19 protein-coding genes and 2 pseudogenes are annotated in these 22791 nt (G+C 42.6%); 13 read left to right on the top strand and 8 right to left on the bottom strand.

Features of this window, described 5'->3' with window-relative positions:
- Window positions 1-22: 22 nt before the first annotated feature.
- A complete protein-coding gene (locus ODOSP_RS00955; protein ID WP_041556223.1) occupies window positions 23-430 on the bottom strand; it encodes a hypothetical protein in 408 nt (135 codons plus the stop codon).
- A 326-nt stretch (window positions 431-756) separates the two neighbouring features.
- A complete protein-coding gene (locus tag ODOSP_RS00950) occupies window positions 757-2388 on the bottom strand; it encodes a hypothetical protein (RefSeq protein WP_013610549.1) in 1632 nt (543 codons plus the stop codon).
- A 585-nt stretch (window positions 2389-2973) separates the two neighbouring features.
- On the opposite strand from ODOSP_RS00950, the gene ODOSP_RS00945 reads away from it, so the two are divergent.
- From ODOSP_RS00945 to ODOSP_RS00895, 11 genes are all read left to right on the top strand, one after another.
- On the top strand, window positions 2974-3318 hold the full coding sequence (locus ODOSP_RS00945; protein ID WP_013610548.1) for a DRTGG domain-containing protein: 345 nt from the start codon (window positions 2974-2976) through the stop codon (window positions 3316-3318).
- 8 nt (window positions 3319-3326) lie between these two features.
- Window positions 3327-3740: an ATP-binding protein gene (locus ODOSP_RS00940; protein WP_013610547.1), complete on the top strand. Its 414-nt coding sequence runs from the start codon at window positions 3327-3329 to the stop codon at window positions 3738-3740.
- Window positions 3741-3757: 17 nt separating this feature from the next.
- Window positions 3758-5116, top strand: a complete 1359-nt coding sequence (locus ODOSP_RS00935; RefSeq protein WP_013610546.1) for a [Fe-Fe] hydrogenase large subunit C-terminal domain-containing protein — start codon at window positions 3758-3760, stop codon at window positions 5114-5116.
- Between the two features lie 18 nt (window positions 5117-5134).
- A complete protein-coding gene (locus ODOSP_RS00930) occupies window positions 5135-5479 on the top strand; it encodes a DRTGG domain-containing protein (protein WP_013610545.1) in 345 nt (114 codons plus the stop codon).
- Window position 5480: 1 nt separating this feature from the next.
- Window positions 5481-6200: a PHP domain-containing protein gene (locus tag ODOSP_RS00925; protein ID WP_013610544.1), complete on the top strand. Its 720-nt coding sequence runs from the start codon at window positions 5481-5483 to the stop codon at window positions 6198-6200.
- Between the two features lie 106 nt (window positions 6201-6306).
- The gene (locus ODOSP_RS00920; RefSeq protein WP_013610543.1) at window positions 6307-6876 is read left to right on the top strand and encodes an ATP-binding protein; all 570 of its coding nucleotides are present in this window, start codon (window positions 6307-6309) and stop codon (window positions 6874-6876) included.
- A 27-nt stretch (window positions 6877-6903) separates the two neighbouring features.
- Window positions 6904-7293, top strand: a complete 390-nt coding sequence (locus ODOSP_RS00915; protein WP_013610542.1) for a (2Fe-2S) ferredoxin domain-containing protein — start codon at window positions 6904-6906, stop codon at window positions 7291-7293.
- Window positions 7294-7345: 52 nt separating this feature from the next.
- Window positions 7346-9136: an NADH-quinone oxidoreductase subunit NuoF gene (locus ODOSP_RS00910; RefSeq protein ID WP_013610541.1), complete on the top strand. Its 1791-nt coding sequence runs from the start codon at window positions 7346-7348 to the stop codon at window positions 9134-9136.
- 30 nt (window positions 9137-9166) lie between these two features.
- Entirely contained in the window at window positions 9167-10930 is a 1764-nt protein-coding gene (locus ODOSP_RS00905) for an NADH-dependent [FeFe] hydrogenase, group A6 (RefSeq protein WP_013610540.1), read from the top strand.
- Between the two features lie 5 nt (window positions 10931-10935).
- The gene (locus ODOSP_RS00900; protein WP_013610539.1) at window positions 10936-11412 is read left to right on the top strand and encodes an NADH-quinone oxidoreductase subunit NuoE family protein; all 477 of its coding nucleotides are present in this window, start codon (window positions 10936-10938) and stop codon (window positions 11410-11412) included.
- A gap of 290 nt (window positions 11413-11702) precedes the next feature.
- On the top strand, window positions 11703-13052 hold the full coding sequence (locus ODOSP_RS00895; protein WP_013610538.1) for a carbohydrate binding domain-containing protein: 1350 nt from the start codon (window positions 11703-11705) through the stop codon (window positions 13050-13052).
- Here the strand turns inward: ODOSP_RS00895 and ODOSP_RS00890 are convergent.
- A complete protein-coding gene (locus ODOSP_RS00890) occupies window positions 13049-13216 on the bottom strand; it encodes a hypothetical protein (protein ID WP_374938218.1) in 168 nt (55 codons plus the stop codon). The genes ODOSP_RS00895 and ODOSP_RS00890 overlap by 4 nt on opposite strands.
- Before the next feature lie 357 nt (window positions 13217-13573).
- Between ODOSP_RS00890 and ODOSP_RS00885 the strand changes: the two are divergent.
- Window positions 13574-13918, top strand: a pseudogene (locus ODOSP_RS00885) (response regulator); the annotation flags it as partial.
- A gap of 147 nt (window positions 13919-14065) precedes the next feature.
- On the opposite strand, the pseudogene ODOSP_RS00880 reads toward ODOSP_RS00885, so the two are convergent.
- From ODOSP_RS00880 to ODOSP_RS00860, 5 genes and pseudogenes are all read right to left on the bottom strand, one after another.
- Window positions 14066-15142, bottom strand: a pseudogene (locus tag ODOSP_RS00880) (metallophosphoesterase); the annotation flags it as partial.
- A gap of 185 nt (window positions 15143-15327) precedes the next feature.
- Window positions 15328-15597: a TlpA family protein disulfide reductase gene (locus tag ODOSP_RS00875; protein WP_041556219.1), complete on the bottom strand. Its 270-nt coding sequence runs from the start codon at window positions 15595-15597 to the stop codon at window positions 15328-15330.
- Window positions 15598-15641: 44 nt separating this feature from the next.
- Complete coding sequence (locus ODOSP_RS00870; protein WP_041556217.1) at window positions 15642-15884, bottom strand: DUF4369 domain-containing protein; 243 nt, start codon at window positions 15882-15884, stop codon at window positions 15642-15644.
- A gap of 144 nt (window positions 15885-16028) precedes the next feature.
- Complete coding sequence (gene nifJ / locus ODOSP_RS00865; RefSeq protein ID WP_013610534.1) at window positions 16029-19565, bottom strand: pyruvate:ferredoxin (flavodoxin) oxidoreductase; 3537 nt, start codon at window positions 19563-19565, stop codon at window positions 16029-16031.
- Between the two features lie 110 nt (window positions 19566-19675).
- Window positions 19676-20854: an ATP-binding protein gene (locus ODOSP_RS00860; protein ID WP_013610533.1), complete on the bottom strand. Its 1179-nt coding sequence runs from the start codon at window positions 20852-20854 to the stop codon at window positions 19676-19678.
- 300 nt (window positions 20855-21154) lie between these two features.
- Between ODOSP_RS00860 and ODOSP_RS00855 the strand changes: the two genes are divergently transcribed.
- A complete protein-coding gene (locus tag ODOSP_RS00855; protein ID WP_013610532.1) occupies window positions 21155-22786 on the top strand; it encodes an IS1182 family transposase in 1632 nt (543 codons plus the stop codon).
- The last annotated feature ends 5 nt before the right edge of the window (window positions 22787-22791 follow it).

The following is a 22791-nucleotide window of genomic DNA, read 5'->3' as shown; positions in this document are numbered from 1 at the left end:
AGGCCGGCTATCCCCATCGATACTAAGGATAAAATAAACACTTATAATTTATGGGACGACTGAGATCCCGGAAATATCCGGCCGCCAGTCTGGTTGTATAAAAGTTACTTTCGATAAGCATCGTCATCTCTTTATCCTCATATAAAGGAGTAATATCGATCATCCCATCCCCATCGATCCGATACATTTGGTCCGGAAAAAACGTTATATCCCCTTTCACCACTTCTCCCCCGGCTTGAAATTCTCCTCTTACCAATTCTCCGTTATTCACTCCATAATAGAGATACACCTTTGCCCCGGCATCAGGTATTTCTACATCGGGCTGAGCTTCATTTATATAAAACACCTTTACCGTAAACCCTTTTTCTTCTACGACAGGTTCGACCTCGTCCTCATGCCCGGAAGAACATGCCTGAACAATCAGAAGCAAAGAACAAACTATTATTGGCAGTACTACATTTCTTATCATACCTATGCGACAATATTTTTTGAAGACACGAAAATACATAAACAAAAATCACAACAGGGTAAATATTTATTATCCATATCCCACCATCATTATATATATTGAGGATATATCAAAACTAAATTGAATGCTCGATAAAGTTACAGATTATAATGAATAAGCACAAAAGAGCCTTATCAAGCTTATTAAAGGATAATGACAAGGTTCTTTTATTATAAACAAGAATAGACAATTTTCAGATTGTAAGTTCATAGCCATCAAATTTGAATTTTGATACACCCTCATACAATTTATAAATTAGTTTTCTTTGGTGATATATACAATCTATACCACCCTGTATAATATTTAGAATTAAAAGTAGGTTCTGTATAATCAACAACTGCCTGCTCCCTAGGGTTTGTTCTTGGTTTATAATGATATCTAAATTCATCACTAATTACAACAGGGTCAGCAAAGTTAATAATAACTTCACCCAATTCATCCCCTCCAAGTGTTTTAGTTATAGTATTAGACACATTTAAAACTTCTTTTATTGTTGAACCAAATTTTACTCCAAATTTCACTTTCTCACCAAAACTTGCATCAAAACCAAAATTAGTTGCAAATTCGATACTAGAACTTATTGAGTTCACTTCAGTTTCTTGTCCATCTACCTCTTCTATTGCAATCTTAATTGTTGCTCCATAATTTTCTAAATCCCATTCAAATAATGGTAAATCAAGGTCAACTCGCTTAGATTTCAAACCTACAAGTTTATAAACGGTATAACCAGGCATACCCGGACGAGAAATTACTCTCTCTACTTCAGCCCTAAATAATTGATCAGGTTTTAATCGAAAAAAAGATTTATATTCAGTTCCTATAGTCGACTTACTACCAACGTAGGTTGTAACCTTAAATTCATATTCACCTTCAGTCCAAGTAATTATAGAACTATTTGCAGGTAAAACTCCACCAATCGGAATACTACTTTTAGGATCCCCATCCTGATCTGCTATTTTTCTATAAAATCCGAGAGCATCCCCCATCAGTTCAAATCCAACTAAAAATTCTTTCATATTATAATCAAAAGGTCCTTTATCAGTAGTAGGAGTTATTCCATAATATATATAATCTCTTTGCCAACCAGTTGTATTTTTATATATTTTATAAGCTTCGTAAGTTTTCTTCATATTTGCAGGAAGATAATCCTCAGGATTATCGACCTTAGGTAAAGGAACAGGTCGATCAGGTCGATTTGCACGTGTCTTAGTATTAACCAAGTCTTTTCCATGTAAATTATTAAAAATTTCATCAACAAATATAAGATTAGTCTCTTCTATATTTTCAGAAACAGTTTTACTTAAAATCTCCCCATTCCTTACAATTCGTTCATTCTCTTTTACAACAACGACAGGGAAACCTGGTATAATATCTGCTGGAAAAACTTCAGTTTCTCCGTTTCCGTAATAAATTTTCACATCATTATTGTCAGAAACTTTTACTGCAACAGCAGGTAATTCATCAATTGTATTCCAACTATGAACAGAAAAAGAATTTTCAGGGAGAGTTGGTACAAATAAAGTTAAAGTCGGCAGTTGCTTATGAATACATTTCAATTCATCTGAGGTTAAATATTTTTCTAAATATTCCTCTAAAGTAACTCCATTTTTCAATTGTTTGTCTTTAATCAAACAATAAAGAACATCATAATCAAAATCAATTTGCTTCAAAGCTTCTTCTTTTATTAAAGAACGTACTTCTTCGTTTTGGCCCAATACTTTCACCAAAGCAGAACTAAACTTTTGTTTCAAAATCAAATTGCTTTCGCTTTGTTCCAAAAAAGTTGCAGACACAACATTTTTATCAATATCATTTAACGACTCATTACAAGAAGCGACTGATAAATATACTAAAAAAACTAATACAAAATTCTTCATCATCTAAAAATTAAATAAAAAAAATTCTTACATCTATAAATTCAATTCATAACAATGAAACTTTAATCATTTCAAATGTACTTTCTTTCGATTTTCATTTATAGTTTGATTCCTCCTTTCTTTTACTACAATTTTGTAAAACCGAAACCAAATACATATTCAAATTAACTCTATAAAATTAAATATAAAAAAATTAATTTCAAAATATTTAAAACAATATTTAGGTAATCTTTACCGATAATTTTAAAACAAGTTGAATCAGCATATTATTCTGTCGATAACCCGAACTGCAGGTCTGTAAACCAGATAAGGCAAATCTGAATTCGTGTATAGACAAATCCATATTAAATCCAATGTAAACCCAATATATAAGCAGATCATTAGTCAAATAAATAAGTTTTAATCCAGTTTTTATTCGAATTCAAATTGTTTTTTATTTATTCCGACCCTATCGTTTAGCATGAGTATATACAAGGCTACTGATAAATATGTTTATTTATATCAATTTTAAATTATCGCTTCCCGCAGAGGAGGTATTGTTTTTGAAGATAATTTCACTAATTTAGATGCATATAAATTAACCAAGGTATGACACCGGACGACATTATAAAATTACTCGACGCCACGTGTATTTGTGGGGCCCGTAAGCTTCACGATCCCATACAACATGCTTTTGCAGCAGATTTAATGAGCGATGTCTTGCGTCTGAATACGGAAGGATTGCTGTTGATAACGGGGATGGCCAATCCACAAGTCATTCGTACGGCAGAAATGGCGGATATTCCGTTTATTCTTTTTGTTCGTGACAAGCAGATCACGGCAGAAATGCAACAGCTGGCCGAGGAAAACGAAATCCTGCTATTGCGTTGCCGTCAAAGTATGTTCAGGGTATGCGGAGAATTGTATAAAGCCGGGCTTCTTCCGGTGTATTAAGAAAACATATGGAATTCAATTTTAATCTGGAAGGAGGAAATTTTTCACGGGCAGGGACCGCTTCCAGTGAGATAAAGAAAATATTGAAACAGCTCAACGTCGATGCCCTTTTAATAAAACGTATCGTCGTTGCGCTTTATGAAGCGGAAGTCAATGTCGTCGCTCATGCTTATGAGGGAGTGATGAACGTCGTGCTGGACGGGAAATCTATCGTCGTCACCATCACCGATAAAGGGCCGGGTATCCCCGATATAGCGAAGGCTATGCAGGAAGGCTTCTCGACCGCTTCGCCCGAAGTCCGGGAAATGGGATTCGGTGCCGGGATGGGATTACCCAATATGAAAAAAAATTGTGACCGGTTGAATATCGAATCTACCGTAAATGTCGGCACCAAAGTGACGATGACCACGTATCTGAGATAAGTCTTAAAATTACGAAAATGGGGAACGAGACATTTTATCATGCATTGAAGATCAACAGTGAGGTTTGCACAGGATGTACGCACTGCATGAATGTATGTCCTACGGCAGCGATCCGCATAAAATACGGTAAAGCGACCATCAACGAAGCCGCTTGTACCGATTGCGGCATGTGCCTGAAGACCTGTCCCCGTCAAGCCATTTATGTGGAACAGGACGATTTCAATCAGATTTTCAAATTCTCTTACCGGATCATCTTGTTACCTTCGGTCTTTATCGGACAATTCCCGGAAGATATCAGCGAAGAACAGATATTTTCAGAGTTGCACAACCTGGGATTCCATTATGTCATGGAAGTGGATAAATCGACCGGTCTGCTGATGGAAGAGACAAAGCATTATCTTCAGCAGCATCCCCGGCAGCGTCCTTTTATCTCCAGTTTCTGCCCGGCTGTCGTACGCTTGATCCAGGTACGTTTTCCTTCCCTGATCGGACATATCGTCCGCTTAAAGCAAGCCATGGATATTGCAGCCATCTATGTCAGGAAAAAATACATCGACAAAGGCATACCTGAAAAAGAGATCGGTGTTTTTTATGTCACCCAGTGTGCCGCTAAAATCGCAGCCATCAAGTGTCCCGTCGGCGAAGAAAGTTCTCCTGTAGACGGGGTGATCAATATGGATTTTATCTATAACAAAATCCTCCTTTCGATCAACCGACATAAATCCCAGGTTCTCCCCCGGGTACCGGAACAATACCATCTGACTCCGCAATCCATCCAATGGACCCTCTCGGGAGGAGAAGCTTCCAACTATCCGGGGCGTTGCCTGGCGATCGACGAAATCCATAATGTCATCGATATCCTCGAAAAACTGGAAAACGACGAACTGACAGATATCGACTTTCTGGAACTGAGGGCATGCGACCATTCCTGTGCCGGAGGGGCACTGGCGATCAACAACCGTTTTCTCACCATCGAAAGATTACAGAAACGGATGGAGAACTATATCAAATACAACTACATCTCTATCAATAAAATGCCCCGGTACAAGGATTTTCTGGTAAAACAAATGCAACTGAGCGGTGAAATTCCACCCCGGTCGATCGAAAAACTGGATGAAGACTTGTCGGTTGCTTTTCAGAAAATGGAAAAAATAACCCGCATTATGAAGGTTTTACCTCAGATAGACTGCGGGGCTTGCGGCACACCCTCCTGTCAGGCTTTGGCTCAGGATGTCGTGCAAGGGAAGGCCAAACTCAACCAATGTATATTCATGCAAAAAATCCTCACCCGGGAAGGGTTGCTTACCCCGGAAGAATCGATGGAATTATCGGCCAAAGTCTGGGGAATCGGAAAATTTGAAAAGAACGAAGAATAAAAATAAACGAACAAAGACATGACAGTCAGAGAATTGGCTACACAACTAAAATTAGAAGTCTGCTGTGGTGCGGCAGGCCTGGACAAAGAGATCAAAGGCGGCTATACCTCCGATCTACTGAGTGATGTGATGGGTAACGCCCGGGAAGGGAATATCTGGATTACGCTTCAGACACACAAAAATATCATGGCCATCGCTTCGCTGAAAGAACTGGCAGCCATTGTCCTGGTCAAAGGTTACCGACCGGAAGAAGATACCGTTTCCGAAAGTGAGGCAGAAGGCATACCCATCTTAAGTACTTCCAGACAGACATTCGAAATGACAGGCGAGATTTACGAACTTCTCCAGAAAAAGGAGCAGTAAAATGGACATTCGGGCCGACCTCCATATTCATACCGTCCTTTCCCCTTGCGGAGATCTGGAAATGAGTCCGGAGAATATTCTGCATTTCGCCCAAATCCAAGGACTGAATATGATCGGAATCACTGATCACAACTCCACCCGCCAGGCACCGATAATCCGTGATTATGGGAAAACGAAAGGTATATTCGTCCTTACAGGTGCTGAAATCTGCAGTAAAGAAGAAGTGCATGCCCTGACTTTTTTCGAAACCGACGAACAGCTTACTATTTTTCAGCATTACCTGGATGTACATTTACCCGATATTCCGAACGACCCGGAAAAATTCGGCTTCCAGGTTGTCGTCGATCCGGAAGAACAGATCATTTACGAAGAACCCAAACTATTGATTTCTGCCTTGAACCAATCGCTGGAAGAAATTGCACATAAAGTCAGGCAACTCGACGGTATTTTCATTCCGGCCCATATCGACAAACCCTGTTTCAGTATTCTTTCACAATTAGGATTCGTCCCGCCGGATTTACGTTATGATGCCCTGGAGCTCAGTAGTCATACCTCTCTTTCGAAATTCCTGTCCGGCCATCCCGAACTGAAATCCGCCTCTTTCATCCAGTCCTCGGATGCCCACTATCCCGGGGACATCGGAAAAATATATACCCAACTGAAAATAGAAGATTTTTCCTTCAAAAACATCCGGCAATCTATCCGGAATTTAATTACGTAATTTCACTCCTGCAATCGTTGTAATTTTATGAATTTAAATTAAATTTGAGGCCAGAAATAAATATTTAAAGTTTATTATCCCAATAAGTTAAAGAATATACCTATTCATGAAAGATTTGTCCTCTCATATGATGGATATCGTCCAGAATTCTATCCGGGCAGAGGCTTCGTGGATTCAGATCCGGATTTGCGAAGATCCGGAGGCAGATCTCTTTCTTATTGAAATTCAGGATAACGGTTGCGGTATGGATGAGGCGACTTTGGCAAGGGTCAGGGATCCTTTTTTTACCAGCCGGACAGTACGCAAAGTGGGCCTGGGAATTCCCTTGCTCCAGCAAAATGCCGAACGAACCGGAGGAAAAGTTAGTATCGTCTCACAGCCGGGTCAAGGGACTACTCTCACAGCCCGTTTCGGTCATTCCCATCTGGACCGTCCTCCTTTGGGAGATGTAGCAGAAACGCTTACGCTATTGGCAGCCGCCAATCCGGCCATCCATTTCAGCTACGATCATTCGACTCCCAGCGGTACATACCGGTTCGATACCCAAGAGATCATACAGGTGCTGGAAGGTGTACCTTTGGGACATCCCGAAATTCTTCCGGCCATACAAAATTTAATCCGGGAGAATCTCAAAGAAATACATGCCGATCAAAGCATGTCCATCAGGCAATCATAAAATCAATTATCACCTAATAACAGCTATATGGAAAAAATAAAATCACTCGCCGACCTGAAAAAAATCAGGGATAACGTTCAATCGAAAATCGATCTGCGCGAAAAAAGCGAGCATCCTGAAAATCTGATTCAGATCAAAGTCGCCATGGCCACTTGTGGAATAGCAGCAGGTAGTAAGGAAACGATGAATTACTTTCTGAACAATCTTGAAAAAAACGGTATTCAGGCCGTAGTCACTCAAACCGGCTGTATGGGTTACTGCTTTGCAGAGCCCACGGTAGAAATCACCAAACCGGGAAAAGAACCGATCGTATTCGGTCATGTCAACTGTGCTAAAGCAGAAGAGATCATCCAGAAATACCTGAAAAACGACGAATTGGTCGAAGGGATTATCCCGGTTAATTACCAAAGTATCTGATTCTATAACGTGCTAAATATTTTCAACTATTAATCGATAAACAACCCCATCTATGAGTTATAAAATGCATATTCTTGTCTGTGGAGGGACCGGTTGCCGTGCGTCAGCCAGTAAAAATATCATCTGCCGACTGGAAGATTGTCTGAAAGAACGTGCTCTGGAAGACGAAGTACAGGTCATCGCTACCGGCTGTTTCGGTTTCTGTGAGAAAGGTCCTATTGTCAAGATCATGCCTGACAATACCTTTTATGTACAGGTAAAACCGGAAGATGCCGAAGAAATCGTCAACGAACACATCATTAAAGGCCGCAAGGTAGAACGGTTATTATACAAAGAACCGTCTAAAAAAGTGACGGTCAGCGATTCCAAACACATGGAATTTTATAAAAAGCAATTACGCATCGCTTTGCGTAACTGTGGTTTTATCGATCCGGAAAACATCGAAGAATGTATCGGTCGTGACGGTTACAGCGCTTTAGCCAAATGTCTGACAGAGATGACTCCGGAAGCGGTTATCGACGAAATCAAACGATCCGGATTGCGTGGACGGGGTGGCGGCGGTTTCCCTACCGGTCTGAAATGGGAATTTGCCCGCAAATACCAGGCCGATCAAAAATATGTCGTTTGTAACGCCGACGAAGGGGACCCGGGAGCTTTTATGGACCGTTCGATTATGGAAGGGGATCCGCACTCCGTGATCGAAGCCATGGCCATTTGCGGTTACAGCATCGGTGCCAGTAAAGGACTGGTATACATCCGGGCAGAATATCCTCTGGCTATCGAACGGCTTCGTATCGCGATCGAACAAGCTGAAAAATACGGGCTGCTGGGAGAAAATATTCTCGGTACCGATTTTTCTTTCCATATAGAAATCCGTTATGGTGCAGGTGCTTTTGTCTGTGGAGAAGAGACCGCTTTGATCCACTCGATGGAAGGACACCGGGGCGAGCCCACGACCAAACCCCCTTTCCCGGCAGAATCGGGCTATTTGAATAAACCGACGAATGTCAATAACGTCGAAACACTGGCCAATATTCCTGTCATTCTCAACAAAGGGGCCGACTGGTTCGCTTCTATCGGAACAGAACGTTCGAAAGGAACCAAAGTATTTGCATTAGCCGGTAAAATCAATAATGTGGGCCTGATCGAAGTGCCTATGGGTACTACTCTCCGGGAAGTCATTTATGAAATCGGGGGAGGAATCAAAAACGGTAAAAAATTTAAAGCCGTACAAACCGGAGGTCCTTCGGGCGGTTGTCTCACGGAGAAACATCTGGATACTCCGATCGATTTCGACAACTTGCTGGCAGCAGGTTCGATGATGGGATCCGGTGGCATGATCGTCATGGACGAAGACGATTGTATGGTTGCTGTCGCCAAGTTCTATCTGGAATTTATCGTCGAAGAATCTTGTGGAAAATGTTCTCCCTGCCGGATCGGCAACAAACGGTTATTGGAAATCTTAACCCGGATCACCGAAGGGAAAGGCACGATGGAAGATCTCGACAACCTCCGTAACCTGAGCCAAGTGATTAAAGATACGGCTCTTTGCGGCTTGGGACAGACCTCTCCCAATCCGGTACTGTCTACACTGGAACATTTCTATGACGAATATGTCGCTCACATCCGGGATCACAAATGTCCTGCCGGAAAATGTAAGGCGTTGTTATCTTTCCGTATCGACCCGCAACTATGTGTAGGATGTACCCTCTGTTCACGTAATTGTCCGGTAGATGCAATCATCGGCGAACGGAAAGAAGCCCATTTCATCGACACGACTAAATGTATCAAATGCGGTACTTGTAAAGATAAATGCAAATTTAATGCGATAAGTGCCGGATAACCGAAGTATAACAGCCCATAACGAAAAAACATGGAACAAAATATAACTCTGCAAATAGATAATCATATCGTAGAGGTGGCCAAAGGAACGACGATTCTCGAAGCAGCCCGGGGAGTAGGTATTCAAATCCCCTCCTTATGCTATATGAATCTGAAAGACATGTGTATCACCAACCTTCCGGCTTCCTGCCGTATTTGTGTCGTCGAAGTCGAAGGACGGAGAAACCTGGCTCCGGCCTGTGCTACCCGTTGTGAAAACGGCATGAAGGTAAAAACCAGTAGCCTCAGGGTGCTCAATGCCCGGAAAACCGTACTGGAATTAATTCTCTCGGACCACCCCAACGATTGCCTGATCTGTCCGAAATCCGGGAATTGCGAATTACAAAACCTGGCCGTTAAATTAAAAATCCGCGAGATACCCTTTGCCGGTGAGCGGAATATTCTCCCGATAGAGACCTCTCCATCGATTGTCCGCGATATGAGCAAATGTATTTATTGCCGTCGTTGTGAGATGATGTGTAATGAAGTGCAAACCGTAGGGGCACTCGGTGCTGTAAACCGTGGTTTCATTTCAACGATAGCTCCGGCTTTCGACGAACCTTTATCCAATTCAGCCTGTACCTTCTGTGGTCAGTGTGTCGCCGTATGTCCGGTAGGAGCACTGACCGAAGTCGACCATACGAATCGGCTGATCAGCGATCTGAGTAATCCGAAAAAAACCGTTATCGTACAGACGGCACCGGCAGTACGGGCTGCACTCGGCGAGGAATTCGGTTTAACCCCCGGCACTTCTGTTACCGGAAAGATGGTAGCTGCTTTAAGACAATTGGGCTTCGACAAAGTGTTCGACACCGATTTCGCTGCCGATCTGACCATTATGGAAGAAGGAAGCGAATTACTGGATCGGTTGACCCGTTATCTCAAGGGTGATAAAGACGTATGCCTCCCTATTCTGACTTCTTGTTGTCCGGCCTGGGTCAATTTCTTCGAACATCAGTTCCCCGATATGCTGGATATCCCGTCGACCGCACGTTCACCCCAACAAATGTTCGGTGCTATCGCTAAAAACTATTGGGCAGAAAAGATGAACATTCCCCGGGAAGATTTGATCGTTGTATCTATTATGCCTTGTCTGGCTAAGAAATACGAATGTGCCCGGGAAGAATTCGCAACACAGGGCGATCCCGATGTCAACTACTCTCTTTCTACCCGGGAACTAGCCAGTCTGATCAAACGGGCCAATATCGATTTCAACAGCCTGGCGGACGAAGATTTCGATCATCCTCTGGGAGAATCTACAGGTGCCGGAGTAATCTTCGGAGCTTCGGGTGGTGTGATGGAAGCAGCATTGCGAACAGCTTACGAACTTTATACCGGAAAAACACTCGACAAAGTAGATTTCAAAGAAGTACGGGGTCTGGAGAACATAAAAAAAGCAACTATTAAACTCAACGGAGTAGAGCTCCATGTCGGTATTGCTCATGGATTGGGAAATGCCCGTAAACTTTTGAATGAAATCCGGGAAGGAAAATCCGAATTCCATGCGATCGAAATCATGGCTTGTCCCGGTGGTTGTATCGGAGGAGGAGGCCAACCTTTACATCATGGCAATTCGGCTTTATTAAAAGCCCGCAGTCAGGCCATTTATCAGGAAGACGAACATAAACCGCTACGGAAATCTCATGAAAACCCGGATATTATCAAATTATATGAAGAATATCTCGGAAAGCCGTTGAGCGAAAAAGCCCATCATTTATTACATACCCACTATTTTAATAAAGCAACCATTAATTGAAAACTATGAGCGAAATACAATTACCTCAGCATAAAATAGACAAGTTACTCGAAATCTGTGATGCTCATGGAAATCAGCCGGGAGAACTGATCAATGTCTTACATAAAGCACAGCATCTTTTCGGATATCTTCCGGCAGAAGTACAACGGATTGTTGCCGACAAGCTGAATATTCCGGTATCTAAGGTATATGGAGTAGTCACCTTTTATTCATTCTTTACTATGACCCCCAAAGGTGAACATCCGATTTCCGTATGTATGGGAACCGCTTGTTATGTCCGGGGAGCTGAAAAAGTACTGGATGAATTTAAACGGATATTGAATATCAATGTAGGCGAAACGACTCCCGACGGTAAATACTCTTTGTCCAGTCTGCGTTGTGTCGGGGCTTGCGGCCTGGCTCCCGTCGTGTTGATCGGCGAAAAAGTATTCGGACGCGTTGTTCCGGGTGACGTAGAAAAAATACTGAAAGAATTAGATTAGAACCTTTTATGATCGCTTAAAATCCACAGTACTCCGGAAACGGAATCCTGTGGATTTTTACATATTAACACATCCATATACTTATTTTTTTATTTCTTTTTGCTTACATGTTATAGCTTATCATTGTCATCTCCACTTCAATTTGAATTATATCCTGTTTTTCAAACAGATTTATCAATTATAATTTGGTTATTTTATCTAATTTCTTTAATTTTATAGTGGTTGTACTCCTTGCATTCTTCTCTCCTGAATGCTGCTTGTTTTAATTATTTCATTAAAAATTTTTCACCATGAAACGCATGATTTATATCTTAGCGGTAGTTATGGCTGTCGGTTGTCATCGTTCGATGGCCCCCTGGCCTGGTGACGGTGACAAACAAGATGTCGCCATGTATGTCAGAACACGTAGCCTGTCCGGCATTACAGCTTCTCCCTCAGTGTATCAGTTTTTTGTTTACGATCAGGTTCATTCCAGCATGAGCCGGTACAGTGTCAATCCCGAAAAAGAGGACAACAATGTCCTTCACCTGAAGCTTTTTCCCGGCACATATACCGGCTATTGCGTTACAAATGCCGAAGAAACCGAAAATTGGGAATATGCCGATAATCTTCCGCCCGGCGAAATATTCCTGAAATCGGGTAAAACAGAAACCGGAGATCATCTACTCGGGCAAAGTGATTTCACCGTGGCCCAGGACGGCGACAACAGCGCCGTTTTCGACCTCAACCGAAAAGTCGGAATGTTGAGAGTGACCATCGAGAATATTCCCGAATGGTTAACCGATTTACAAATCAATCTGAGTAATATCTCTCAAAAGATGAGTCTGACCGGAGAATATAAAGGCGATTGTTCTATCACTAAAAATATCGGTTTACCGGACGAGAACGGTACTTCGGTGACGACTTTGCTGGTATTTCCCCCAAAAGAAAAGGCTATTCTGACCCTTTCTTCCAATTCAATGGTATTTGTCACTCCGGAGCATCCCATCGAATCCATATTAGCCAACCGGATAACGGAGATCAAAGCCATTTTCAAAGACCCGGCTGCCACCAGCGAGTTGGATATCACCACCCGACTCGCAGATTGGGATGAAACGATCCTGCAGGAAGCGGATTGGGAAGTCGACAAGCCCCAAGGTCCCTGTACAGGCGTAGGCAATGGAACGAACCTCGTTCTAAACGGAAGCTTTGAAAGCGATTTTATTGACGATCTTCCCGATCACTGGAATGCAGATGTTTCCAGTAAAGAATATACTCCCCGGATAGTCAGCGTCACCTCTCCGACCCAGGAGGGAAGTAAAGCGGTAAGAATAGAAGGTAAAACTTACCTCTATCAGGACATTCCTGTGACGGGTGGTCAATGTTACCAATTGAAGATGTACGTCAATGCACCCGCTCACGAGGTCAAATGGCGCAGCTGGTGTACCTGGATGAAAGGCAGTAAAAACCTGCCTTCGGACGCCCTTCATTCTCCGAGTTACCAATACGAGACTTCGGGCTATATCGATGCCTATGCCGGAAAAGTATTCCGGGCACCGGCGGACGCCACCAAGCTCCGGGTAGAAATCCGTAATTACATGGATCCGGTCGAAGGTAAAGGGCTATACGTCGATGCCATCCGTGTGGAAGCCGTCGATTAGCTTTCCCCCACCATCCGGGCCGGGTCGCCCCAGCGATCGAACTCCTCTGCCGTAACCTCACCCGACCCGATCGCAGCCTGCCGCAAGGTAATTCCTTCGCGGTGGGCTTTCTGCGCTATCGCTGCCGCCTTATAATACCCGATGTACGGATTCAAAGCTGACACATCCTTCCCCCGGTAAACGGGCACTATGCAAGAAATTACGGATCAAAATTCTTTCATCTTCTCCCATACAATTCTTTCTTTTTCAAGAATTTCCGAATGAATAAAACGTACGATTAAATTGGATACAATCAAACATTAAAAAATAAATTTTACATCTTATTTTAACCGGGAATCATTTTTGATAAATCATTCATAATCAATGCAAAAATTATTTTTCACGTTGTACTTTTCGTTTTTTATTTCGAAGAATTTATTATCCGGTTAATCGTACCTTTGACTTTGTGATTATTTTCACCACTTTTTAAGCACTTAGGATATAAAATCTATATGGGAGATGTCATTGACGATAGGCCTTTAATTCTTGTAGCAGAGGATAATGCGAGTAATTATCTGTTGATCGAGATCCTTTTAAAGCATACCTATCGCTTGATTCATGCGCAAAACGGACGAGAAGCCGTAGCGTTTTTCCAAAGCCATCATCCTCAGCTTATTTTGATGGATATCAAGATGCCCGAAATGAATGGGTATGAAGCCACTTCGGAAATTCGTAAATCATCGGCCGATATTCCCATTATCGCCGTAACGGCTTATGCTTTCACCGAAGATGAAAAAAGAATTCTGGAAAACGGTTTCAACGGTTATTTGTCAAAACCGATAAAAGCACAAACTCTATTACAAAAAATAAAAGAATTTCTCAATTAATCTATCCAGATTATCCATTCATACACAGATAAAAACAAAGCTTCCTCCTGATCGGTTATCCAGGAATCACCACACGTCGCTTTTACCTCATTTATCTCATAAAAATACATATAAATACGAGAAGCTTTTCCATTTTTAAGTAATCGTCTACAATTCAAGTTCTTGCAAAATGTGTCCTTTCGTATCCAACACTTTCAATTTCAACATATCTCCTTTCCTGGTTAACATCATGACGGTGGCTTCGTCCAATTCATACCCTCCACCGACCACTACGGGGCAAGGATTACCCAGACTGCCGGCCGGATGGTAAGCATAGACGTGGGTATGTGCATTCAACGATACATCGACAGGATTTTTTTTCAGCAAATCGCCCCATAATTCCCGGCAAGGCGTGTAATCGGTCTCGTTTCCCCAAAGCGGAATATGATGCACCAACACTTTTTTCCCGGCCTGCCGAAAGGCTTTCGAATGCAATTCCCGCCGCAAAAATTCTGTCTGTTCATCTCTAAAGCCACTGAAATCGTTCAATCCGTAATACACCCAATGGTCATCCGTTTTGTCTTCTCCGCAATCGAGCAGAACGAACCGGGTATCTCCCCAATTAAAAGCACCGTAGGTTTTATCTCCCATATAGTATAACAACCGTCTTAAATGAAGGGAATACGCATTCCGGATTTCATGATTCCCGCGTAAATAAAACACCGGTTTTTCCTCTGCCCTCACTTGTCCTTGATAAAATGAGAACGCTTCCACGACCTCTTCTTCACACCCCGGAGCATCGAGCATATCACCATTAAAAATTACAAAATCATAATCTACTTCTTCGATCTGTTTGCACAAGGCGGCCATAGTCGGAAATTCCTGATGAATATCATTGAAAATAAGAGCCGTGAAATCGGTCTCCCGTTCACCGGGTACCCGAAAAGAATAAAACGGCGAAACTGCTGTATGGCCGAAAATTTTACTATAAGCTCCATACTTCAGGATTTCCCGGGAACAAACCCGGTAATAATAGGTCTCGCCCGCTTCCAAATTTTCCAGTCGGATTTTATGGATGTAATTGTTACAGACTACTTGTCCGTCGAGCATCGTCCGGGCTTTCTTCAACTCCAGTGTATCCGTACCGTATTCCACCCAGCTGTATACCGGTACATGAGTCAGCCAGCTGACCGTAATTCCATTTCCCGTCAGGCTTTGTAAACAGGGCTTTGTCCGGAAAATCTGTCCGGCAGGAGTATTTTTCCGGGCATATCCTCCCGCACATAAAAAGAAAAACAAGAATACACAACAAAACATTCTCATATTTTCTGAATTTATAATTAAACAGGGAACGACAAACCCGTCACCCCCCTTACAAATACCTTACCGGCATCATTCACCGTAAAGCGTTTCCAGCAGCAGATCGAGGTTCAGTGTGGAATTACCACCCGGCAATGGCCACACGCCCATACTTCCAGCATATTATACTTACCCGACTTCACATAATCGGAAAACATCCCCTCTTTTCCGTTCACATCCACCACTTTGAAGTCGACGCAGGGCCTTCCTTTGGCCAACTTACAACGCTCGGCCAGCTTTTCTTCCAAAACCTGACTTTGTTTTTCCACTTCGATCCCCGGAGCGATACATTTTTCCGAAAATACACCTTCGTATAAATATCTCGAATATACGCTCCACATCTCGTATACAATTCATTCCGCTCTTCATACAAGGAATCTATCTGTTACCTAAATATTATACAGGTCTTCCGACTGTGATCCTGTGATTCGTACTTTAAACAAATCTTCCCTCCATTGATCCGGATATCCGAATTCTCGACAAACAGGCTAAAGGCTTTACCTCCCCACTCTCCGTCTTTCTTTTCAATGGAAATATACCCGTAAAACGGTTCTGAAACTTGCCCCTCGAACCCGAACATCCCGTCTTTCACCACCGCCGAACCAATGGTATCCCTACCATTCCGCAAAATAAATACTCACTTTGACAAGGCCGGACACAGAATAGAGGGATTACAAATATATAATATATATAATGAAAAATAAAAAAGAAAGGTGTCGAAATCGACTTGTCGATTCCAACACCTCTTTCTTATAAACAGGCTCGCCCGGATTTACTTACCGTATTCCATAGCAGCCAAACGTTTGTAGCCGTTCAGTTTCCATTTCGCATCGTTTTCCGTTGCCTGGAACAACCGTTCTGCTTCTTCCGGAGTAGCTTTCATCAGGGAGTTGAAACGCACCTCTCCCATCAGGAATTCACGGAATTTTGTATAGTCGGGTTCTTTAGAATCTAACTGGAACGGGTTCTTCCCTTCTATTTCAAGCATCGGATTGTAGCGGTACAACTGCCAGTAACCACATTCTACAGCTTTCTTCTCTTCCTGTTGTGATTTCCCCATGCTGGCTTTCAGACCATGATTGATACAAGGAGCATAAGCGATGATCAAAGAAGGTCCGGGATAAGCCTCTGCTTCCTTGATCGCCTTCATATACTGAGCCTGGTTGGCACCCATGGCCACCTGTGCCACATATACATAACCATAAGACATCGCCATCATACCCAGGTCTTTTTTACGCACCCGTTTACCGCTGGCAGCAAATTTAGCAACAGCACCTGCAGGAGTAGATTTAGACGACTGACCTCCGGTATTGGAATAAACCTCGGTATCTACCACCAGAATATTTACATCTTTACCGCTGGCCAAGACATGGTCGACACCACCGTAACCGATATCATAAGCCCATCCGTCACCTCCGAAAATCCACTGTGATTTCTTCGTAAAGTAGTTTTTCAGGATCAGGAGCTCTTTAGCGGCAGGAGCTGTTTCTTTAGCTAAAGCAGCAGCCATCGCATCGCTGGTAGCCAGGGTCTTGTCGCCGTCTTCGTAAGCTTCGATCCAGGCATTGATAGCCGCCTGAGTATCGGCAGAGAAGCTATTCAGATTTTCTTCAGCCAACCGTTTTACCCGTTCGCGCAGACGATTAGCCCCTTCGGCCATACCGAATCCGAATTCAGCATTGTCTTCGAACAATGAGTTCGCCCAGGCCGGTCCACGTCCGCTCTCATAGTTGGTACAATAAGGAGTAGAAGGAGCAGAACCTCCATAGATAGAGGAACATCCGGTAGCATTGGCCACCATCATCCGTTCTCCGAACAACTGAGAAATCAGTTTGATATAAGGAGTTTCACCACAACCGGCACAAGCACCGGAGAACTCGAACAACGGCTGAGTGAACTGTGAATTTTTCACATTATTCGGTTCAACTATTTTCTTGTATCCTACTTTTTTATCCATATATTCCCAGCGGTTTTCTTCCACCATCTGAGATTCCAGCGGTCTCATCACCAAAGCTTTGGTCTTGGCCGGACATACATCGGCACAGTTACCGCAACCGGTACAGTCGAGCGGAGATACCTGAATCCGGAATTTATAACCGGCCAATTCTTTACCGATAGCCGGTTTAGCCTGAGTACCTGCAGGAGCTGCAGCCAGCTCTTCGTCGCTCATCAGGAACGGACGGATAGCAGCATGAGGACAAACATAAGCACACTGGTTACACTGGATACAGTTTTCTACCTGCCATTCGGGCACGTTTACAGCAATTCCGCGTTTTTCAAATTTAGCGGTTCCGGCAGGGAAAGTACCGTCTTCATAACCGTTGAATGCGCTGACAGGCAGGTCATCCCCTTTCTGTGCATTCATCACATCGACGATATTGCGGATAAATTCCGGACGGTTTTCATCGTGTTTGATCTCATCATCCGGCAGGTTCTTCCATTCGGCAGGAACAGTTACCTTTATCAGGTTACCTTCTTTACCTCCTGCGTCAACAGCTGCATAGTTCATATTGACAATGGCCTCACCTTTCTTACCGTATGACTTGTCGATAGCGTGTTTCATTTCGCTGACAGCCACTTCATAAGGAATAACATTGGTAATTTTGAAGAATGCACTCTGCATTATGGTATTCGTACGGTTGCCCAACCCTAATTCCTGGCCGGTCTTCGTTCCGTTGATGATATAAAAATTGATCTCGTTTTCTGCCAGATAGCGTTTCATATGGTTCGGCAGGTGTTTTTTAGTCTCTTCCTCATCCCAGATAGAGTTCAACAGGAAAGAGCCACCTTTCTGAAGTCCTTTCAATACATCGTACATATGGATGTATGCAGGTACGTGACAAGCCACGAAATCAGGAGTAGTAATCAAATAAGTAGAACGGATCGGACAATCACCGAAACGCAGGTGAGAAGCCGTAAAACCGCCTGATTTCTTTGAATCGTAAGCAAAATAAGCCTGACAATATTTATTGGTAGCTCCACCGATAATTTTGATCGAATTTTTGTTCGCCCCGACCGTACCATCGGATCCCAGCCCATAAAATTTAGCTTCATAAGTTCCGGCAGGAGTCATTTTAACATCTGCTTCAGCAGGCAGAGAACGGAAGGTAACGTCATCTTCGATACCGATCGTAAACTGGTTTTTCGGTTCGTTACGTTCCATATTTTTGTAAACGGCAATAATCTGAGAAGGAGTAACATCCTTAGATCCCATACCGTAACGTCCACCTACGATCACCGGAGCATTAGCCTGACCATAGAAGATATCTCTCACATCCAGATACAAAGGATCACCGTTAGCTCCCGGTTCTTTGGTACGGTCTAACACTGTAATCCGTTTAACCGTAGCCGGAACAGCTTCCATAAAATATTTAGCAGAGAACGGGCGATACAGGTGAACTGCAATCATACCCACTTTCTGACCGTTTGCATTCTCATAGTCGATCACCTCACGGATAGTCTCGGTAACCGATCCCATAGCGATGATGATATTTTCTGCATCGGCAGCTCCATAGTAATCGAACGGACGATATTTACGACCGGTGATCGCACTGATCTTATCCATATAGTCAGCCACCATATCCGGTACGGCATCATAGAATTTATTCGAAGCTTCACGTCCCTGGAAATAGATATCGGGATTCTGAGCTGTTCCCCGGGTAACCGGATTTTCAGAATTCAGTGCACGATCGCGGAAAGCCTGCAAAGCATCCATATCCACCAATCCTTTGATATCTTCCATCTGCAATTCTTCGATCTTCTGGATTTCGTGAGAAGTACGGAAACCATCGAAGAAGTTCACAAACGGAACCCGTGATTTGATAGCTGTCAGGTGAGAAACGGCAGACAGATCCATTACCTCCTGTACAGAACCTGAAGCCAACATAGCGAATCCGGTCTGACGAGCAGCATATACATCGGCATGATCTCCGAAAATATTCAATGCATGAGCAGCCAAAGCACGCGCACTTACATGAAATACGCAAGGCAACAATTCTCCGGCAATCTTATACATATTCGGAATCATCAGCAACAATCCCTGTGATGCGGTATAGGTAGTAGTCAGGGCACCGGCTTGCAGTGAACCATGAACAGCACCGGCAGCACCGCCTTCAGACTGCATCTCAATGACACGAACGGTTTCTCCGAACATATTCTTTCTTCCTTTAGCCGCCCATTCGTCAACGTTCTCAGCCATCGGTGAAGATGGAGTGATCGGGTAGATACACGATACTTCACTGAACATATACGCAATATGTGCAGCAGCAGCGTTACCATCACAAGTGATAAATTTTTTCTCTTTTGCCATCGTTATAAAATTAAATTTATTTAATTCCAAATTGAACCCCTTTTCCGGTGTCCAATTTATCTTGTTATTACTCTATATTTATTCCAGCCCTCAGCCTATAGCTTTTAACCTTAATAAGTAAACCCCGCCAACCAAAGCGGCATTATATTCCCTTTGCCCCGTTCGATCATGTCTTCCATAACTACCAAAGAGGAATCGAATTTCTGTCCTTCCCCTTCTCCGCAAACCGCAATCCGATACTTACCGTCTACCAAAAAATCGGCACGTTCGGTATAAGTAATACGGCTCATCGGACATAACTGACTCAGAAAAAACGATTTTCTTAACACAGTCGTATCCACATCCTCCAGACAGACTGCATTCAGCAAGTTCGGATTATGGATATACAATTTTTTTGGCTTTTTCCCACAATCATCGTCATTATCCGTATCATACAATAAAGTCAGCAAACGCGCATTTTTCATGTAATTCAGATAATTGAGCACAGTAGCCCTCGACACGCCGATCAGTCCGCTCAACTTGCTGATATTCACATTACAGGTATTATCTTTAGCAGCGATATACAGCAATTGTTTCAACTTCACTAAATATTTCAACTCGATCTGGCTGGCATAGGGAATATCGAATTCCAGTGTCAGATTGATATTTTTCAGCAAATAATCGATGTGTGATTTCTCTTCGAGATAAATCGGATAATAGCCGTATTCCAGATAATTATTAAAATAAGCCAAAGGGCGTACATGTTTCAGGATATCCTCGACGATTTCCTCATGCCGTTCGACCATATCTGCAAAAGAATAAACCGGAAAAGTCTGATTGGTTTCTAATTCCAGAAATTCGCGGAAAGACAACCCACTCAGATTATACATATCGACAATCCCTTTCAGATAGGCATTCGATTTGATCCTGACGATTGATGAAGCCGTAAAAATAATCTGCAAATCGGGGAAAGCATCGTAACAAGCCCTCAATTCTTTATCCCACTCGGGGTATTTATGGGCCTGATCCAACAACAACACTTTCCCTCCTAACTTATAAAAATGCTCTACAAAATGAAACAATCCGTCGTTAACGATAAACAGATTGTTGACATTCACATACAGACAGGTATTATCCTGCGGATGATATTCTTTACTGTAATCCAGCAGAAAATTCGTTTTTCCTACTCCACGGCTTCCTTTTACCGCAATCAGACGGCTATTCCGATCGATCCGGTCCATCAATCCCCGCCGGATAGAAGATACCCGATCCTGTAAAAGAGCTATATGTGTCGATACTAAACTGTTCATTCTTACAATTTTGCCATACAAAGATAGAAGAAAAATAAATATATTGCAATCTGGAGATTGCAATTTTATCAACAAAGTGCTATTTAGACTTATTACAAATATACAAATGAGCAGTAAAAAACGATAAGAATAGTATATTTTATTGTAAGAGTATATTTTGACTTACAATCTGAAAGTAAAAAAGAATTTTTCCACAAAAAATAGAAGGGGCTGTCCAAAAAGTCGGATAGCCCCTTTTGCTATTGTTTATTTCGGTAAAAAGAATTATCTTACCGTTGCAAAAAAACAAACATTATAGCAATGGCTAAGATAGTATTTAAAGAGTTAACTTCCAACCAAAATGTACTTTTTCCGGTTAGTTTATCGGAAAAGATAGCTTCGAACCATCCCGTTCGTGTAGTAAACAGTGTTGTAGATGCCTTAGATATTAGCAGTCTGCTGCGGGCATATAAAGGAGGAGGAACCAGCAGCTACCATCCCCGTATGATGCTCAAAGTCCTGTTTTATGCATACCTGAACAATATCTATTCCTGTCGCAAAATAGAAAAGGCCTTACAGGAGAATATTCACTTCATGTGGTTGTCAGGTAATAGTACTCCCGATTTCCGCACTATCAATGATTTCCGTGGCAAACGCTTAAAAGAAAATATAAAATCGTTGTTTTCAGCCATTGTTCTGCTGCTACAGGAATCCGGCTATGTCAGTTTGGATGTACAGTATATCGATGGCACCAAAGTTGAATCGGCATCCAACCGCTACACTTTTGTCTGGCGTGGGAGTGTGGAAAAGAACAAGGCAAAACTGGAGTCGAAAATACAGGCAGTCCTTAGTGAGGTAGACAAACATATTGAGCAGGACAAACAGGAAAGGACACCGGATACCTTACCGGATATGGATTCCTGTGGTTTGCGGGAAAAAGTGAGCGCTTTAAACAAACGGCTCTCCGGGATGAACAAAGCCGAGCAAAAGCAAGTCAAAAAGCTACAGGAAGAATATCTGCCCCGCCTTGCCAAATATGAATCGCAATTGGAGAAATTAGGGGATCGTAATTCTTTCAGTAAGACAGATGAGGATGCGACCTTCATGCGCATGAAAGAGGATCATATGAAAAACGGGCAATTGAAACCCGCCTATAATATACAGCTTGCTACAGAGAATCAGTTTATTACAAATCTGGGCATTTACAGGCGCGCCGGAGACACAGGAACTCTAATTCCTTTTTTGAAAGATTTTCGGGAGACTTATCATAGGCAATCCTTTATAGTAGTAGCTGATGCCGGTTATGGAAGTGAACAAAACTACGAGTTTATGGAGAATGCGGGTATAGAGGCTTTTGTCAAGTACAATTATTTCCACAAAGAGCAGAAGTGTGCCTGGAAGAAGGATGCTTTTGCCATACAGAACCTTTACTACAATCGGGAACAGGATTACTACGTATGCCCGATGGGACAACATATGGAATATACAGGTCAAAGGAAAAGTAAGTCCGATTTGGGATATGTATCCGTACTGAAACGTTATCAGGCACAGAACTGTGAGGGTTGCCCGCTGAGATCTCAATGTCATAAATCAAAGACCAACCGGATCATAGAAGTCAACTATAAACTTAACAGGTATAAACAAAAAGCGCGCGAAAAACTCATGAGCGAAGAAGGTATTTATCATCGGGGCAGACGATGTATAGAACCGGAAGCTGTCTTCGCACAGATAAAGCATAACTCGGCATGGAACCGATTTAGATTAAGAGGGCTGGAGAAGGTAAAAACAGAGTTTACCCTGGTTGCTATTGCACATAATCTAAGGAAACTGGCTAAAAAAAACAGCTTTCTTTTATTTCTTACTTATTTCTGGAGGATTACTTTTCCAAAAGAGATAATAGAGAAGACCAAAGATGTTTTAAAAATAAAAATGGATAATAAACGGGCAGCATAACAAAA

Origin of the sequence: Odoribacter splanchnicus DSM 20712 (assembly GCF_000190535.1) — a bacterium.
GTDB lineage: Bacteria > Bacteroidota > Bacteroidia > Bacteroidales > Marinifilaceae > Odoribacter > Odoribacter splanchnicus.
This window is presented reverse-complemented; position numbering and strand designations above follow the sequence as displayed.